This window comes from Sinorhizobium glycinis (genome assembly GCF_001651865.1).
In the GTDB taxonomy this organism is placed as follows: domain Bacteria; phylum Pseudomonadota; class Alphaproteobacteria; order Rhizobiales; family Rhizobiaceae; genus Sinorhizobium; species Sinorhizobium glycinis.
In genome coordinates this window covers 103,604-120,246 of the sequence record NZ_LPUX01000050.1, presented here as the reverse complement: position 1 = coordinate 120,246, position 16,643 = coordinate 103,604, and the positions used below count along the sequence as shown (strand labels likewise).

Genomic DNA, 16,643 nt, shown 5'->3' with positions numbered 1-16,643 from the left:
GGCGTTTCCGAAGCCCCTGCGGATTCACCCGGGCCTGCCCTAGAAAAGCCCGTTCCGGCGGCAAAAGACTGTTCAAAACCATCGGCCAAAATTGGCGCTTGAAGCGGCATTCGGCTATAAGAACTGACTGATTCTGAACAAAGATCGTGATCGACATTGACTGAGCAAAGCACTCCCGGCGGCGGAAAAACTCCGCCAGGCATAGAGCCGATTTCCATCATCGAGGAAATGCAGCGGTCCTATCTCGATTACGCCATGAGCGTGATCGTTTCCCGCGCGCTTCCCGATGTGCGTGACGGTCTCAAACCCGTTCACCGCCGCATCCTCTACGGGATGAGCGAACTCGGCATCGATTGGAACAAGAAATACGTCAAATGCGCCCGCGTCACCGGTGACGTGATGGGTAAATACCATCCGCACGGCAACATGGCGATCTATGACGCGCTGGCGCGCATGGCGCAGGACTGGTCACTCAGGCTGCCGCTGATCGATGGCCAGGGCAATTTCGGCTCCGTCGATGGCGATCCGCCGGCGGCCGAGCGCTATACCGAATGCCGGCTGCAGAAAGCGGCGCATTCGCTGCTCGACGATCTCGACAAGGAAACGGTCGATTTTCGCGACAACTACGACGGCACTCTGCAGGAGCCGGTCGTCGTTCCGGCGAAGTTCCCGAACCTGCTGGTCAACGGCGCGGGCGGCATCGCCGTCGGCATGGCGACCAATATCCCGCCGCACAATCTCGGCGAAGTCATCAACGGTTGCATCGCACTGATCGACGATCCGGCATTCGAACTGCCGGAGCTGATGCAGATCATTCCGGGACCCGACTTCCCGACCGGCGCATTGATCCTCGGCCGCGCCGGAATTCGCCAGGCCTATGAGACGGGCAGGGGCTCCGTCATCATGCGAGGCCGCGCCCATGTCGAGCCGATGCGCGGCGATCGCGAGCAGATCATCATCACCGAGATCCCTTATCAGGTGAACAAGGCGACGATGATCGAGAAGATGGCCGAACTGGTGCGTGACAAGCGCATCGAGGGCATCTCGGACCTGCGCGACGAGTCCGACCGGCAGGGCTATCGCGTCGTCATCGAGCTGAAGCGCGATGCCAATGCCGAGGTCATCCTCAACCAGCTCTACCGCTACACGCCGCTGCAGACCTCCTTCGGCTGCAACATGGTGGCGCTCAACGGCGGCAAGCCCGAGCAGCTCACGCTGCTCGACATGCTGCGCGCCTTCGTCTCCTTCCGTGAAGAAGTAGTTAGCCGGAGAACGAAATACCTGCTGCGCAAGGCGCGTGAACGGGCCCACGTCCTGGTCGGTCTCGCTATCGCGGTCGCCAATATCGACGAAGTCATCAAGCTCATCCGCCATGCGCCCGATCCGCAGACCGCCCGCGAACAGCTGATGGAGCGCCGCTGGCCGGCCCATGACGTCGATGCGCTGATCCGGCTGATCGACGATCCGCGCCATCGGATCAACGAGGACGGCACCTACAATCTCTCGGAAGAGCAGGCCCGCGCCATTCTCGACCTGCGCCTGCAGCGCCTGACGGCGCTCGGCCGTGATGAAATCGGCGACGAACTCAACAAGATCGGCGAGGAGATCCGCGATTATCTGGAAATCCTCTCCTCACGGCTGCGCATCATGCAGATCGTCAAGGACGAACTTGCGGCCGTGCGCGACGAGTTCGGCACGCCGCGCCGCACCGAGATTGCCGACGGTGGTCCGGATATGGACGACGAGGACCTCATTGCCCGCGAGGACATGGTCGTTACCGTCTCCCACCTCGGCTATATCAAGCGCGTGCCGCTGACGACCTACCGGGCGCAGCGCCGCGGCGGCAAGGGTCGCTCCGGCATGGCGACGCGGGACGAGGATTTTGTTATCCGGCTATTCGTCGCCAACACCCACACGCCGGTTCTGTTCTTCTCCTCACGCGGAATTGTCTACAAGGAGAAGGTCTGGCGGCTGCCGATCGGCACGCCGCAATCGCGCGGCAAGGCGCTGATCAACATGTTGCCGCTCGAGCCCGGCGAACGCATCACGACGATCATGCCGTTGCCTGAGGACGAGACGACTTGGGAAAACCTGGACGTCATGTTCTCGACGACGCGCGGCACGGTGCGCCGCAACAAGCTCTCGGACTTCGTCCAGGTCAACCGCAACGGCAAGATCGCGATGAAGCTCGAGGAAGAGGGCGACGAGATTCTCTCGGTCGATACCTGTACGGAGTTCGACGACGTGGTGCTGACGACCGCGTGCGGGCAGTGCATCCGCTTCCCGGTATCCGATGTTCGCGTCTTTGCGGGCCGTAATTCGATCGGCGTGCGCGGTATTTCGCTGGCCGACGGCGACCGCATCATTTCGATGGCGATCCTCGGCCATGTCGAGGCCGAACCGTGGGAGCGGGCTGCCTATCTGCGGCGGTCGGCAGCCGAACGCCGCGCCACCACCGGCGAGGATGAAGAGATCGTGCTTGTCGGCGAGGAGGTCACCAATGGTGGCGAACTCACGAACGAGCGCTATGAGGAGCTGAAGGCACGCGAACAGTTCGTGCTGACGGTCTCCGAGAAGGGCTTCGGCAAGCGCTCCTCGTCCTACGACTTCCGGACATCGGGGCGTGGCGGCAAGGGCATTCGTGCCACGGATACCTCGAAAACGACCGAAATCGGCGAACTCGTCGCTGCCTTCCCGGTCGAGCACAATGACCAGATCATGCTGGTTTCCGATGGTGGCCAGCTCATCCGCGTCCCGGTTGACGGCATTCGCCTGGCAAGCCGCGCCACCAAGGGCGTCACGATCTTCTCGACGGCCAAGGACGAGAAGGTCGTCTCGGTCGAACGGATCAGCGAGCCGGAAGGCGAGGACGAGATCGAGGAGATCGTCACGGCCGGTGAAGCCATCGTCGCCGAACCGCCAGCCGACCCCGAGGATTGAGCCATTTCGCTGAACAAGAGAGCCCGCCTAACGGCGGGCTTTTTTGTCGGTGATCATGGTCGGGATGCGGCGCGTGCCAGTCAATTCTTGAAGACAATGCAGGCGCCGCCGCTTCGGCGGATGGTGGCGCAGAGTTTGTCCGCCTCGGTTCGCGTCTGGCGGCCGATGCGGGCGGCATAACGCGTTCTGCCTCCGAAGCTGCCATTGCGCTCGCGTACCACGAGCGCCCTTTCGGCATTGATAGGTGCCGGCAGTCGTTTTACGGCATTCAGGAACAGGCGATGCGCGATGGTTTTCCGGGAGTGGGCCGCCAGTTGAACGCCCCAGGGTGCCCAGGGCGCTTCGTCTACGACGACGATCTCCCGCAGGCGGCGGGTGTTGGCGAGCGCGACACAGCCATCCAGGAAGCTCTTGTTCTTGTCGAGTGCAAGGTCAAGTGACTTCGGCGGGTTATCGCGCCAGTCCTCCACCGGGTGGGCTGTGATCGCCAGGACGTATTCGCGCGTCTCATAGGGCAGCCAATCAATCTCGAGAAACCGTTCGAGCCCGGCCTCTCCGGCATTGTAGGCGGCCGCTGCGAAACCGAGATTGCCGTAGCGGAGCTTGAGTTCGCTCAAATATTCGGCTGACTTGCCAAGGGCGGCCACGGCGTCGAAGCTGTTGGACAGGCCGCGCAGCTTTGCCGTCCCAGGCATGAACTGGGCAATCCCTTCGGCGCCCTTGGGGCTGACGGCGTCCGGTTGGAACAGACTTTCGCGCCAGATCAGCCGTGCGAAGAAAGGTGCCGGCAGTCCGTTTGCCCCGGCATAATGCTCGATAATGCCGCACACATCCCGAGCGAAATTCTCTCGGCTGATGCAGAGCGGGAGCGACGGGCTTGACGCGGAGACACCGGAGTAAAGACATTTCCGCGCCGCGACCGCAGCGTCGGTCCGGGCCTCGGCGACACCGGCAAAGGCTATTGCGACGAGCAGTCCGGCCCCGGCAGCCCGCGCCACATGTCCCATTCGGTTGCCCCAGACGTGGCATCGGCCCGCTCTGCTCGGTTTGACCATACGGCTCCTCGGCGGTGAACGAGTGATCATGAATAGCATCTTCGCTGCCGACGAGAAACTGGGGATGTAGGAAACTCGCAGGAGCGTCCGGCTTGGCGGGTGCTCCTGACGGAGAATGGGCGAGGCGTTCATTTCCCCCGGCAGCATGTCCTTTGCGTCAAGGACCTCATTCGGTGACGCCTGGCAAAAAAAGAGGGCCGCAAGCGAACTTGGGCCCTGTCAGTTGTGAAGGTTTCAAAAACCTCCAGAGGGGAACAGTTGATGCGGCAGCCGGGGAGGAGAAAGCCGCCAAATGCACCAACTGAAAGGTATATGGGGAGCGTCGCGGCCGCATTCAATGGCTCCGCGGAGATTTTCGCAACTGAAGGATGTGCGCGCCAACGGGCAAAAAAAGAGGGCCACAAGAAAACTTGGGCCCTTGTAGTTGTGAAGGTAATTAGAACCTCCAGAGGGGAACAGCTGCTGCGGTGGCACTGGGAGGAGAAGCCACCAAAGATGCATCAGCTGGGTTTGGTATGCTGTTTTTTTGGGCGAGGAGCAATCATTTAATATGCATGACTGCCATGCCGTCTGCGCATTCCTGCATATTATTGCATCGCACAATGCGGTTGCGTGGCGGGGCGCGAATTCTACCGATATGAGAATTTCGTAAAGAAAACAAAAGATTAGTATCAGCATTGGAAACTGCTCATAAATCGAGCAATCGCGCCGGGCGTCAAAAATTCCAGTTCCGGGCCTTGGCGACAATATAGTCACGGAAGACCTTAAGCTTCGCGGCGTTCTTCATTTCGTCGGGATAGCAGAAATAGGTATCGAATGAGGGGATATCCGCGCTGATCGGCAGCTGGATCAACCCGGGATCCCGACCGACGATGTAATCCGGGAGCATGGCGATGCCGATGCCGAGCAGGCACGCACGCTTGATGGAGGTCTGGCTGTTGATCTGCAGGTGCGAGACGCGCGGATTGTCCGGATCCCGTCCGGCGATCTCAAGCCAGTTGACGTCAAGCAGATAATTGGGCGCCGGTTCGCCGAAAGTGATGATGCGGTGATTGTCGAGATCCCCGATCGACTGCGGCTCGCCGTGCTTGTTGATGTAAGAGGGCGCGGCATAGATGTGCATATGCACGGTGAAAAGCTTGCGCTGGATGAGGTCCGATTGCTGCGGCTGGCGCAAGCGGATGGCGCAGTCGGCGTGCCGCATGTTCACGTCGAGTTCTTCATTGTCCAGAATGAGCTGCACCTGGACGTCCGGGTAGAGTGCCATGAATTCCTGGACCTTGTCGGTCAGCCAACCCTGGCCCAGTCCGACGGTCGTGGTGATGCGCAGCTTGCCGCTCGGCTTGTCGGTCGTCTCGCTGAGCTGCGCCTTGACGCTCTCGAGCTTCATCAGCACTTCGTGCGCCGTCCGATAGAGCATCTCGCCCTGTTCGGTCAGAATCAGACCGCGCGCGTGGCGATGAAAGAGCTTGATGCCGACATCCTGTTCGAGCGCGCTGACCTGCCGGCTGATGGCGGATTGCGAGAGGTGGAGCTTGTCTGCCGCATGCGTGAACGAGCCGGCCTCTGCCGCCGCATGAAATATGCGCAGTTTGTCCCAGTCTAGCGACATGAAATCCCCCATAAAGGACCGTTCGGAGGAACAGGGCAGAGTCCTCCGCGCGTCACCGATGCGTCTGTTCCCACACGGGGCCGGCCTCCCGACACTACAGCGCCGCGCGTCTCATCAGACGCGCAAAGGTCGCTGTAGCACTTTGAATTGCTGCATGTCTTTGTCCTTAAATCGAGTTCGATTTAAGGAGACATGCAGCAGCCCCGTTTTGCAGCTTCTATTCGGCTGCAATTGCGACGGGCATATGACCCGCCAGATATTTCTCCGCCTCGAGCGCCGCCATGCAGCCCATGCCGGCGGCGGTGACAGCCTGACGATAGATGTCGTCGGTCACGTCCCCGGCAGCAAAGACTCCGGCGACATCGGTCGCGGTCGAGTCCGGCGCCGTCCAGAGATAGCCGTTGGGCTTCTGGCGCAGCTTGCCCTTGAAGAGTTCCACGGCCGGCGCATGGCCAATGGCTACAAAGACACCGTCCGTTGCCATATCCGAAATGGCCCCGGTCTTGGTATTGCGGAGCTTCACGCCGTTGACCGAGGCGGGCATCGGCGGCTTTGCCGGTGCGCCGAGGTATTCGACGACTTCATGGTCCCAGACGATCTTGACGTTCGGCTTGGCGAACAGGCGTTCCTGCAGAATCTTTTCCGCCCGAAAGGCGTCGCGCCGATGGACGACCGTGACCGTCTTGGCGAGGTTCGAGAGATAAAGCGCCTCCTCGACGGCAGAATTGCCGCCGCCGACGACGATGACGTCCTTGTTGCGATAGAAGAAGCCGTCGCAGGTGGCGCAGGCGGAAACGCCGAAGCCCATGAAAGTCGGCTCGGTCTCGATCCCAAGCCACTTGGCCTTCGCGCCGGTCGCGATGATGAGCGCGTCGGTCGTCCATTCCGTGCCGCTGTCCGTCTTGAGGCGGAACGGCCGCACGGAAAGGTCGACGTCGGTGACGATGTCGTTGACGATCTCCGCGCCGACATGCATCGCCTGCTTCAGCATCTGCTCCATCATCCAGGGGCCCTGGACCGGATCCGCATAGCCCGGATAGTTCTCCACATCCGTGGTGATCATCAGCTGGCCGCCTTGCTCCATGCCGGCAATGAGCACGGGCGAAAGCATGGCGCGGGCCGTATAGATCGCAGCGGTGTAGCCGGCAGGGCCGGAGCCGATGATCAGCACTTTGGTGTGGCGGGCGGTCATGCTTTGGTCCTTGCTTTGCCGGACGGACTGCTCGTCGATGTCCGGCTGGGTTCGATGCTGGAAAAATATCGCCTTAGTTTAGGTATTCACAACGCGCTCTTTCAAGGGCACTGCTGCTGATACACACAAGTGCTTGCGTCCGCACCATGAATTTGACACCAGATCGGGCATTTTTGCATCGTTTGTGCGGGGATTTTCGAGGCGCCGGCATCCCGACGGGTGCATGGCAGCCGGGAACGGCCAAGAAGGTTTTTGTGCATGCAAGCCGCAGCACTCTCGTTCAGGGGCGCAGTTACGTGCTACCCACAGCATGAAGGATATCGCCTCGGCGAGACCGCTCTCTCCACGTCAGGGGGCGGCGGGAAAGAAGGGCCTCGATCAGAGGGGCCGATGGAAACGGGGATTGGCAGATGGTCTTACGCGTCGACCTCGATGCAATCGACATGAAAATCCTGCGCGAGCTGCAGGGCAATGGCCGCATGACGAATGTGGAATTGGCCGAACGCGTCGGAATCTCGGCGCCGCCATGTCTGCGCCGGGTCCGCAAGCTCGAGGAGGCGGGCGTCATCCGTGGCTACCGCGCGCTTCTGAATGCCTCCGCGCTGGGCTACGACCTCGTCGCCTTCTGCATGGTCGGCTTGAAGCACCAATCGGACGCCAATCTCAAGGCCTTTGCCGCGCGCACCGCCTCATGGCCGCTCGTTCGCGAGGCCTGGATGGTCTCGGGTGAATCGGACTTTCTGCTTCAGTGCGTCGCCGAGAACCTTGCGGCCTTTCAGGATTTCGTTATTGAAGAGCTCACTGCGACCGACAATGTCGATACAGTACGGACGATGCTGACGATCCGCCAAGTGAAGGACGCCTGCCAGGTGGAGATCTAGCGAAGCATCGCCGTTGCCATTCAATCGGGGCGAACTGGGCAGCAGAAACCTGACTCGCGCGAGACGAGCCCCCATCGCACCACGCACGCGGCCGGTCAGAAGATCTCCATGACGCCAAAGCTCCCGCTCTCCGCCTTCATCATCTGCTTGAACGAGGAGGCCTATCTCGGCAACTGCATCGAGACCCTCGATCAATGCGCGGAGATCGTGATCGTCGATTCCGGCTCGACCGACGGAACGGCGGCGCTGGTGCAATCCTATATCGACAGGGGCTGGCCCATCCGGTTCATGTACGAACCATGGCGGGGCTATGCCGGGCAGAAGCAATTCGCCCTGGAGCAATGCGGTCAGCCCTGGTGTTTCAACATCGACGCGGACGAGCGGTTCGACGAGGCGCTGAAGGCTCTGCTGCCTTCGCTCTTGAACGCCTCCGATGACGTCGTCGGTTGGCGGGTGGCGCGTCGGCCTTATCTGATCGGCTACGGCTACACGCCCGAAAAGGTGCACGAACGGCGCAATCTTCGCCTGATCCGCAACGGCCGCGGCCGCTACGACCTCGGGCAGAAGGTGCATGAAGGGATCGTCCCGGACGGCAAGGTGGGAGCGGCCCGTTCCGGCAGCCTGCTGCACTATCGGCCGCTGATCCTCGACGAACAGATCCTCAAGGAAAACAAGTATTCGACACTGAAAGCGGACCAGCAGTTCGCGGAGGGCAGGGCGCTGCGGCCGTACAAGATGCTCTTTGGCCCGCCGCTTTATTTCTATCGGCTCTATTTCCGCAACGGCCTGTGGCGCTGCGGCTTTCCAGGCTTCATCGAAGCAATGACCGGGGCGGTCTACGCGTTTCTGACCGCGGCCAAGGTCTATCAGCGGTATGCGTTGAAAACCCGGCCAAATGTCGACGACGCGCTTTCCCGCTAATGCCCGGAAAAGGTGACCTATGAAAGTCATGCACATTCATTTCGGCAAGGAAGGCGGCGCTGAACGGTTCTTCGTGAATCTCGTCAACGCCCTGCATGACCGGGGCGTCGAGCAGCGCGTGCTGATCCGCCCCGGCCGCAGCTGGCGCGGCGAAATCGAAGGCAGCGCCAAGATCCACGAAGGCGTCTTCCGGCGGATTTCATTGTCGCGATTTTTCCTGCAGTGGCGGATGTCACGCATCCTCCGGGAGTTCCAGCCTGATGTCATCATGGCCTGGCAGTTGCGCGCCAGCCGCTTCATGCCTTCCTACAAGAACGCCTTCCGCATTTCTCGTCTCGGCGATTATCCGGAGCATCTTGGCTATTACACCAATGTCGAGACATTGGTCTGCATCACGCCGGACATCGCCGCCAAGGTGCAAGACTTCGGGTGGCGCCGCGGCGTGGAGGTGATCGCGAATTTCACGCGTGCCACACCGGTTGAGCCGGTTCGGCGTTCTGAGATGGAGACGCCCGCGGAAGCCTTCGTCGTCGTCGGCATGGGACGTTTCGTCAAGCGCAAGGGTTTCGACGGGCTGCTTCGTGCCATCCAGAAGGTCGAGGGTGTCTATCTTTGGCTGCTCGGAGACGGCCCTGAACGGGAGGAGTTGGAGCGGTTGACCGACACACTCGGCATACGCGATCGTGTCCGCTTTCCGGGGTGGCAGACCAATGCCTATGGATACCTCGCCGCTGGCGACGTCTTCGCGATCAATTCGTCGCATGAGCCACTCGGCAATGTGTGCTTCGAGGGCTGGGGTGCCGGCAAGCCGACGATTGCGGCGCGGGCCGAAGGTCCTTCCTGGGTGATGACCCATGAGCGCGACGCCCTGATGGTGGACTGCGGCGACGACGAGGGCCTTGCAGACGCGATCCGCAGGCTGCGCGACGATCCGAGGCTTCGCGAAAAGCTGAGTGCCGGCGGCCGCGAAACGCTGCAGACGCGCTTTTCCGAGAGGGCGATCACCGACGCCTATCTCGAGCTCTTCGCAAAGGGTGCGGCTCAGCGATGAAAGTCATGCACTTTCACTTCGGCAAGGATGGCGGCGCCGAGCGGTTTTTCGTCCACCTCGTCAACGCCTTGGCCGAACGTGGCGTCGAGCAGACATCGGTCATTCGGCCCCACCGCCAGTGGCGCTCCGAAATAGAAGGCGCGACCAAGATCACGGAAAGCAATTTCCGCAACCTGTCGCTGGATCGCCTGCTTCTGCCGCGCAAGGTGATGCATATGGCGCGGCGTGACAGGCCGGACGCGCTGATGGCCTGGGCACCGCGCGCCAGCCAACTGATGCCGGCCTACAACGGATGCATCAAGATTTCCCGGCTCGGCGACTATCCGCCACGCCTGGACTATTTCCGCAACACGGACTGCCTCGTCTGCAATACGCCGGGAATAGCCGAGCATGTCCGCCAGCTCGGCTGGAAGCGGGACGTCGAGATCATCTCGAATTTCACCAGCACTGAACGAGCCAAGCCGATCAGCCGGGCGACGCTCGACACGCCAGAGGACGCGCCCGTCGTCATGTCGATGGGCCGTTTCGTGGAGCGCAAGGGCTTCCACACGCTTATCGAGGCGGTGGCCAAGGTTCCTGGCGTTTACCTCTGGCTGCTGGGAGACGGGGAGGAAGGGGACAGCCTCCACAAGCTTGCATCCGACCTTGGCATCAGTCAGAGGGTCCGCTTCGCCGGTTGGCAGAAGGACACGAGACCCTTCCTCGCGGCAGCCGACATCTTCGTCATGGCTTCGAGCCACGAGCCGCTCGGCAACGTCATTCTGGAAGCCTGGGCGCAGGGAACGCCGGTCGTTTCGAGCCGATCGGAGGGGCCGCAGTGGTTCATGCGTGACAATGAAAACGGTCTGCTGGTCGACATCGGCGATGCCGATAGTTTTGGGCGCGCGATCGAGCGAATCGCCAATGACCGCAGCTTGGGCGCCGCACTCGCCGAACGAGGTCACGAGACGCTGGTCAGCCAGTTCTCCAAGGAGGCGATCACCGACGCGTATCTGAGGCTGTTCGCCTCCAGGCGGTGAAGCCCGGCGTCAGCGCATCAGGCTGTCGTAGATCGCGCCGATTGCCCGAGCTTCGCCCTCAATCGCGAACTCCTTGGTAGTGCGCGCCAGACCGTTTGCGCCGGCAGCCGCAAGCCGGGGCAGGTCGTCCATAAAGGCCGCGGCGCCATCGACCATCGCCTCGATACTCCCGGCCGGAATGATCAGCCCGGTTTCGTCTGGCCCATCCGCAATTAATTCGGAAAAGGCGCCGACGTCGTTTGCCACGACCGGCACGCCGCTCGCCATCGCCTCCAGCGGCGTCAGGCCGAAGCCTTCCCAGCGTTGCGGGGCGATAAACAGATCGAGGGCGCGGTACCAGTCGGGAATATTCGTGTGTTCGCCGACGAACAATATGCGGTCGGTGAGCCCGGCTTTGGCAACGCGGTCTTTCAATTCAGCCTCGAAGGCGAGGTGAGGGCCCGTGGCGCGCCCGGCCACGATCGCCGCCCATCCCGGTCGGCCGGGCAAAAGCGCGATCATGCTGTCGACAAAAAGGTCGGTCCCCTTTTGATGGCGGACACGGCCGAAGCAGCCCACATATTTCCTGGACGGGTCGAGATTGAGTGCGCGTTTCGCCGCCGCCTTGTCGACCGGCGGGTGAAAGCGCTTCGTGTCGATGCCGTGCAGGATCACCGTGCTTGGAACCTCCAGATACGCGGCAGTTTTCGCGCTTGTGGCGATCACCGCATCCATCCGGCGTATGAGGAACTTGCTCCACCCGGTATGCCGCCGCTGCGAGGCGGAGGTGAAGACAATCCGGATATTCATCCGCAGCAGGTCGCGCAGCAGGATTGCCGGCAGCATCTCGACGTTGCGGCGCGCATGCCAGATGCGGCAGCGGCGGCCTGCCGGGCTCCGCCACAGGTGGATCAGATCGCGAAACCGGACGGACGGCAAACTCTTGGGAAGCCCGGGCCCGAGCACCGCGATCTTCTGCCCAAGGTTGCGCTGGACAGGAACAAGCTGGATGATCGTCGAGGTGACGCCGGAGAGACGTCGCTTGAAATTGGGCGCAATAACCTCGATGTCCCGGATATCGGCCACGTGAGCGCGCTCCTTGCGCCTCTAGCTTCAGTCTTTTGGGGAAGAGGGCGGAACGAATGCCGCGCCCTGGAGGGAATGGGCGAGGACCGATTACCCCGCCGCGTTTCCGTGTTTCGGCTGTCGGACTCGGGCGATCAGCCCCACTGAACGGCGAGGATTTCGTAGGCCTTGGAGCCGCCCGGCGCATTCACTTCGATCGAATCTCCGACTTCCTTACCGATCAGCGCACGGGCGATCGGCGAGGAGATCGAGATCCGGCCGGCCTTGACGTCGGCTTCCTGGTCGCCAACGATCTGATAGGTCTTTTCTTCCTCGGTGTCCTCGTCGACGAGTTTCACCCTGGCGCCGAACTTGATCTTCGAGCCGGACATTTTCGAAAGGTCGATGACCTCCGCCCGGGCGATCAGATCCTCGAGCTCCGAAATCCGGCCCTCATTGTGGCTCTGCGCCTCCTTGGCGGCATGGTACTCGGCATTTTCCGACAGATCCCCATGGGCGCGCGCTTCGGCGATCGCCTCGATGATTCGAGGGCGTTCTTCCTGCTGGCGCCAGCGCAGCTCCTCCTGCAGATTGGTGAATCCACCCTGGGTCATCGGAACTTTGTCGACCATTTCATCGTCCTTTATCAAGCGCGCGGCGCCACCTCTCGGCGGCGCCACGCAAAAGAAAACGGTCCCCGGAGCCAAAGCACCGGAACCGTTCGAAACATCCGAACCGTTCTTATAACAGAAACGGAAGCGCGAAAGCCAGATTTTTCGCGACGCTCCAAGGCGGGGACCAAGGCCGCGTCCCACGCGAAAATCTCCAGAATAGACCGTCACCTACGCAAAGCCTCTTTACCTCAACTGCACTTGGAGGTCGTATCAGTGCTTCCGCGGCGCTCAAGTGATCGCTCCAGTCCCCGACGAGGAAACAGCACTTTCAGGGTGGTGGCGATACACCCCCGGAGAACGTCTGCCAATCAAGGCAAACTGCTCGCGGCCGCGGCCCTCGGATGGCGCAACGGTCGCCAACGGCTTGCCCTCGCCCGAACGCACCTGCACCTTCAGCGAACCGTAATCCGCGTCACGGCCGATCCTGTCGGCAATGCGCTGGGCGTAATAAAGGGCCGAACCGTCGTCGAAATGGGCGATCCCCTCCTCATCGAGGAAATGTTCATCACCCCAGTGAAGGTCGAAGAAATAGTGCCGCACGTCGTTGCCCCCGGCCTGCGCGTCGCCGTTGAATGAGGCTTCGCTTGGGATCAAAGAACCACGTGGCGCCCGAATGAAGCCTGAACCAGACGTTCAGGTTGCATTCAGGCGTCCAGTGAGGATCGACACGCAATGGCGCACCTGAAACCGGGGTGCGCCATTGGACATCTGTCAGGCCTCGAAATAGCTCTGCAGCGGACGCACTTCGAGGTTGCCTGCCTTCAGCGCCTTGATGGCATGTGCCGCGGCCTCGGCTCCGGCCATGGTCGTGTAATAGGGCACCTTCTGCATCAGGGTCGCGCGACGGAGCGACTTCGAGTCGGAGATCGCTTTGTTGCCGTCCGTGGTGTTGATGACGAGCTGGATCTGCCGGTTGCGGATGGCATCTTCGACGTGAGGGCGCCCTTCGAGCACCTTGTTGATCTTGGTTGCCGCGATGCCGTGTTCGCCGAGGAAGCGCGCCGTGCCGCTGGTCGCCATGACCTTGAAGCCGATATCTGCAAGAACGCGGATGGCCGGCAGCACCCGTGCCTTGTCCTCGTCGCGAACCGAAACGAAGACAGTTCCGTCGCGCGGCAGATCGACGCCGGCGCCGAGCTGGGACTTGGCGAAAGCCAGCGCATAGTCGGTGTCGAGACCGATCACTTCGCCGGTCGAGCGCATTTCCGGACCGAGCAGCGTGTCGACGCCCGGGAAACGGGCGAATGGGAACACGGCTTCCTTGACGGCAATGTGCTGCAGATTGCGCGGATCCGGCTTCTTGCCGTAGGCGGCGATCGCATCGTCCAGGTTTTCCCCGGCCATCACCCGCGCTGCGATCTTCGCAATCGGCGTGCCGATTGTCTTGGCAACGAAGGGAACCGTGCGGGACGCGCGCGGATTGACTTCGAGCACGTAGATCGTGTCGTCCTTGATGGCGAACTGCACGTTCATCAGACCGCCGACGTTCAGCGCCTTGGCAAGCGCCGCCGTCTGACGCTCGAGTTCGTCGACGAGGTCCTTGTCGAGGGAGTGTACCGGCAGCGAGCAGGCGGAGTCGCCGGAGTGAATGCCTGCTTCCTCGATATGCTCCATGATACCGGAAACGAAGACATCCTTGCCGTCGCACAGGCAATCGACGTCCACTTCGATCGCATTGGTCAGATAGCTGTCGAAGAGCAGCGGGTTCTTGCCGAGCAGCGTGTTGATCTGGCCGGTCTTGTCGTTCGGATAGCGCTGCTTGATGTCTTCCGGCACGAGCCCCGGGACCGTGTCGAGAAGGTAGGTCTGTAGCATGCTTTCCGAATGGATGATCTGCATGGCGCGGCCGCCGAGAACGTAGGACGGGCGCACGACCAGCGGGAAGCCGATTTCGGCGGCGAGGAGGCGCGCCTGCTCGACGGAGTAGGCGATGCCGTTGCGCGGTTGGTTCAGGTCGAGCTTCATCAAGAGCTTCTGGAAGCGGTCGCGGTCCTCGGCGAGGTCGATCGCATCGGGTGCGGTACCGAGGATCGGGATGCCGTTCTTTTCGAGCGCCTCGGCAAGCTTCAGCGGCGTCTGGCCGCCGAACTGCACGATCACGCCGTGCAGCGTGCCGTTTTCCTGTTCGGCCCGCATGATCTCGATCACGTCTTCCGCCGTCAGCGGCTCGAAATAGAGCCGGTCGGAAGTGTCATAGTCGGTGGAGACGGTTTCCGGATTGCAGTTGACCATGATCGCTTCATAGCCGGCGTCCTTGAGCGCAAAGGCGGCATGGCAGCAGCAATAGTCGAACTCGATGCCCTGGCCGATCCGGTTGGGACCACCGCCAAGAATGACCACTTTCTTGCGATCGGAGACCTGCGCCTCCGACCGGGCTGCCCCGACGAAGGGCGTTTCGTAGGTCGAATACATGTAGGCGGTCGGCGAGGCGAACTCGGCCGCGCAGGTATCGATGCGCTTGTAGACCGGGCGGACGTTCAGCGCGTTGCGCAGTTCCGCCACTTCCTTCGGGCGCTTGCCGGTGAGTGTCGCGAGCCGCGCGTCGGAGAAGCCCATCGCCTTCAGCATCCGGAGGTTTTCGGCATCCTGCGGCAGGCCGTGTTCGCGGATGCGGACCTCCATGTCGACGATCGCCTTGAACTGGGCAATGAACCAGGGATCGATCTTGCAGGCCTCGTGAACTTCCGTCTCGGTCATTCCAAGGCGCAGCGCCTGGGCGACCATGCGCAGGCGGTCGGGGGTCGGCGTGCCGATCGCCGCGCGGATGGCATTGCGGCCATCGCCGTTCTCGTCGAAATCCGGAATGTCGATCTCGTCGAGACCGGTCAGCCCGGTTTCAAGGCCGCGAAGCGCCTTCTGCAGCGATTCCGCGAAGGTGCGGCCGATCGCCATGACTTCGCCGACCGACTTCATCGCGGTGGTCAGCGTCGGTTCGGCGCCGGGGAACTTCTCGAAGGCAAAGCGCGGGATCTTGGTAACGACATAGTCGATCGACGGTTCGAAGGAGGCCGGCGTTGCTCCTCCGGTGATGTCGTTCTCCAACTCGTCGAGCGTATAGCCGATGGCAAGCTTGGCGGCGATCTTGGCAATCGGGAAGCCCGTCGCCTTGGAGGCCAGTGCCGAAGAGCGCGATACGCGCGGATTCATCTCGATGACCACAAGGCGGCCGGTTTCCGGATTGACCGCGAATTGGACATTCGACCCGCCGGTCTCGACGCCGATCTCGCGCAGCACCGCGATCGAGGCGTTGCGCATGATCTGATATTCCTTGTCGGTCAGGGTCAGCGCCGGCGCGACGGTGATGGAATCGCCCGTGTGGACGCCCATCGGATCGATGTTCTCGATCGAGCAGATAATGATGCAATTGTCCGCCTTGTCGCGGACGACTTCCATTTCATATTCCTTCCAGCCGAGGACCGACTCCTCGATCAGGACTTCCGTCGTCGGTGACGCATCGAGACCGCTGCCGACGATTTCGAAAAATTCCGAGCGGTTGTAGGCGATGCCACCGCCCGTACCGCCGAGAGTGAAGGAAGGCCGGATGATTGCCGGAAGCCCGACATCGTCGAGCGCCTGCGCGGCGATCGCCATTGCATGGTTGACGTAGCGCTGCTTTCGGTCGCCTTCGCCGAGGTTCCATCTGTTCTCGAGTTCGTCGAGCGCGCTGTCGAGTTCGGCAGCCGAAAATTTCGCCTTGAGGGCAGCGCGTTCTGCCTCATGCGCCTTGCGGTCCTGGTCCTTGATATCGGTGGCGTTGGCCAGCCGCGACTTCGGCGTCTCGAGCCCGATCTTGGCCATCGCCTCGCGGAAAAGGGCCCGGTCTTCGGCCTTGTCGATTGCCTCTGGCTTGGCGCCGATCATCTCGACATTGTAGCGGTCGAGGACGCCCATCCGCCGCAGGGAAAGCGCCGTGTTCAGCGCCGTCTGGCCGCCCATGGTGGGCAGCAGTGCGTCGGGACGTTCCTTGGCAATGATCTTGGCGACGACCTCGGGTGTGATCGGTTCGACATAGGTCGCGTCCGCAAGTCCCGGATCGGTCATGATCGTGGCCGGGTTGGAGTTGACGAGGACGACGCGATAGCCTTCCTCTTTCAGAGCCTTGCAGGCCTGGGTGCCGGAGTAATCGAATTCGCATGCCTGGCCGATCACGATCGGCCCCGCGCCGATGATGAGGATCGATTTGATATCTTGGCGCTTCGGCATGGGTCTCATCCGTTTTCTGGTTGCGCGAAAAACCGGCCGAGGTGGGAGATC

12 protein-coding genes are annotated in these 16,643 nt (G+C 61.8%); 5 read left to right on the top strand and 7 right to left on the bottom strand.

Going from position 1 to position 16,643, the window contains the following annotated elements; genetic code table 11:
- The first annotated feature begins 156 nt into the window (after positions 1 to 156).
- Entirely contained in the window at positions 157 to 2,940 is a 2,784-nt protein-coding gene (gyrA, locus tag AU381_RS03220; protein ID WP_064240372.1) for a DNA gyrase subunit A, read from the top strand.
- 80 nt (positions 2,941 to 3,020) lie between these two features.
- Here the strand turns inward: gyrA and AU381_RS03215 are convergent, their stop codons facing one another.
- The 3 genes from AU381_RS03215 to trxB form a co-directional block, all read right to left on the bottom strand.
- Complete coding sequence (locus AU381_RS03215) at positions 3,021 to 3,947, bottom strand: transglycosylase SLT domain-containing protein (RefSeq protein WP_082909627.1); 927 nt, start codon at positions 3,945 to 3,947, stop codon at positions 3,021 to 3,023.
- 763 nt (positions 3,948 to 4,710) lie between these two features.
- Positions 4,711 to 5,607: a LysR family transcriptional regulator VtlR gene (locus AU381_RS03210; protein ID WP_064240617.1), complete on the bottom strand. Its 897-nt coding sequence runs from the start codon at positions 5,605 to 5,607 to the stop codon at positions 4,711 to 4,713.
- A gap of 217 nt (positions 5,608 to 5,824) precedes the next feature.
- A complete protein-coding gene (trxB, locus tag AU381_RS03205; RefSeq protein ID WP_064240370.1) occupies positions 5,825 to 6,799 on the bottom strand; it encodes a thioredoxin-disulfide reductase in 975 nt (324 codons plus the stop codon).
- Positions 6,800 to 7,209: 410 nt separating this feature from the next.
- Between trxB and AU381_RS03200 the strand changes: the two genes are divergently transcribed.
- The 4 genes from AU381_RS03200 (at position 7,210) to AU381_RS03185 (ending at position 10,671) form a co-directional block, all read left to right on the top strand.
- Positions 7,210 to 7,680: an Lrp/AsnC family transcriptional regulator gene (locus AU381_RS03200; protein WP_012708105.1), complete on the top strand. Its 471-nt coding sequence runs from the start codon at positions 7,210 to 7,212 to the stop codon at positions 7,678 to 7,680.
- Positions 7,681 to 7,788: 108 nt separating this feature from the next.
- Positions 7,789 to 8,601, top strand: a complete 813-nt coding sequence (locus tag AU381_RS03195; protein ID WP_064240369.1) for a glycosyltransferase family 2 protein — start codon at positions 7,789 to 7,791, stop codon at positions 8,599 to 8,601.
- Positions 8,602 to 8,620: 19 nt separating this feature from the next.
- A complete protein-coding gene (locus AU381_RS03190) occupies positions 8,621 to 9,652 on the top strand; it encodes a glycosyltransferase (RefSeq protein ID WP_064240368.1) in 1,032 nt (343 codons plus the stop codon).
- Positions 9,649 to 10,671 (top strand): glycosyltransferase, encoded by a 1,023-nt coding sequence (locus AU381_RS03185; RefSeq protein ID WP_064240367.1) that lies wholly within the window; start codon positions 9,649 to 9,651, stop codon positions 10,669 to 10,671. Before AU381_RS03190 ends, AU381_RS03185 begins: the two co-directional genes overlap by 4 nt.
- Positions 10,672 to 10,680: 9 nt before the next feature.
- On the opposite strand, the gene AU381_RS03180 is transcribed toward AU381_RS03185, so the two are convergent.
- The 4 genes from AU381_RS03180 to carB form a co-directional block, all read right to left on the bottom strand.
- Entirely contained in the window at positions 10,681 to 11,736 is a 1,056-nt protein-coding gene (locus tag AU381_RS03180; RefSeq protein ID WP_064240366.1) for a glycosyltransferase family 4 protein, read from the bottom strand.
- A 134-nt stretch (positions 11,737 to 11,870) separates the two neighbouring features.
- Complete coding sequence (gene greA, locus AU381_RS03175; protein ID WP_064240616.1) at positions 11,871 to 12,347, bottom strand: transcription elongation factor GreA; 477 nt, start codon at positions 12,345 to 12,347, stop codon at positions 11,871 to 11,873.
- Positions 12,348 to 12,617: 270 nt separating this feature from the next.
- Positions 12,618 to 12,929 carry a DUF6894 family protein gene (locus AU381_RS28185; RefSeq protein WP_082909653.1) on the bottom strand — a complete coding sequence of 104 codons (312 nt, stop codon included), beginning with the start codon at positions 12,927 to 12,929 and terminating at the stop codon, positions 12,618 to 12,620.
- A 171-nt stretch (positions 12,930 to 13,100) separates the two neighbouring features.
- Positions 13,101 to 16,592 carry a carbamoyl-phosphate synthase large subunit gene (carB, locus tag AU381_RS03165; protein ID WP_064240364.1) on the bottom strand — a complete coding sequence of 1,164 codons (3,492 nt, stop codon included), beginning with the start codon at positions 16,590 to 16,592 and terminating at the stop codon, positions 13,101 to 13,103.
- Between the last annotated feature and the right edge of the window lie 51 nt (positions 16,593 to 16,643).

What these genes read in the sequence shown, in the direction of transcription:
- AU381_RS03215 (WP_082909627.1), bottom strand. Translation starts at nt 3,947, where the DNA reads ATGGGACATGTGGCGCGGGCTGCCGGGGCCGGACTGCTCGTCGCAATA.
- AU381_RS03210 (WP_064240617.1), bottom strand. Translation starts at nt 5,607, where the DNA reads ATGTCGCTAGACTGGGACAAACTGCGCATATTTCATGCGGCGGCAGAG.
- trxB (WP_064240370.1), bottom strand. Translation starts at nt 6,799, where the DNA reads ATGACCGCCCGCCACACCAAAGTGCTGATCATCGGCTCCGGCCCTGCC.
- AU381_RS03200 (WP_012708105.1), top strand. Translation starts at nt 7,210, where the DNA reads ATGGTCTTACGCGTCGACCTCGATGCAATCGACATGAAAATCCTGCGC.
- AU381_RS03195 (WP_064240369.1), top strand. Translation starts at nt 7,789, where the DNA reads ATGACGCCAAAGCTCCCGCTCTCCGCCTTCATCATCTGCTTGAACGAG.
- AU381_RS03190 (WP_064240368.1), top strand. Translation starts at nt 8,621, where the DNA reads ATGAAAGTCATGCACATTCATTTCGGCAAGGAAGGCGGCGCTGAACGG.
- AU381_RS03185 (WP_064240367.1), top strand. Translation starts at nt 9,649, where the DNA reads ATGAAAGTCATGCACTTTCACTTCGGCAAGGATGGCGGCGCCGAGCGG.
- greA (WP_064240616.1), bottom strand. Translation starts at nt 12,347, where the DNA reads ATGGTCGACAAAGTTCCGATGACCCAGGGTGGATTCACCAATCTGCAG.
- carB (WP_064240364.1), bottom strand. Translation starts at nt 16,592, where the DNA reads ATGCCGAAGCGCCAAGATATCAAATCGATCCTCATCATCGGCGCGGGG.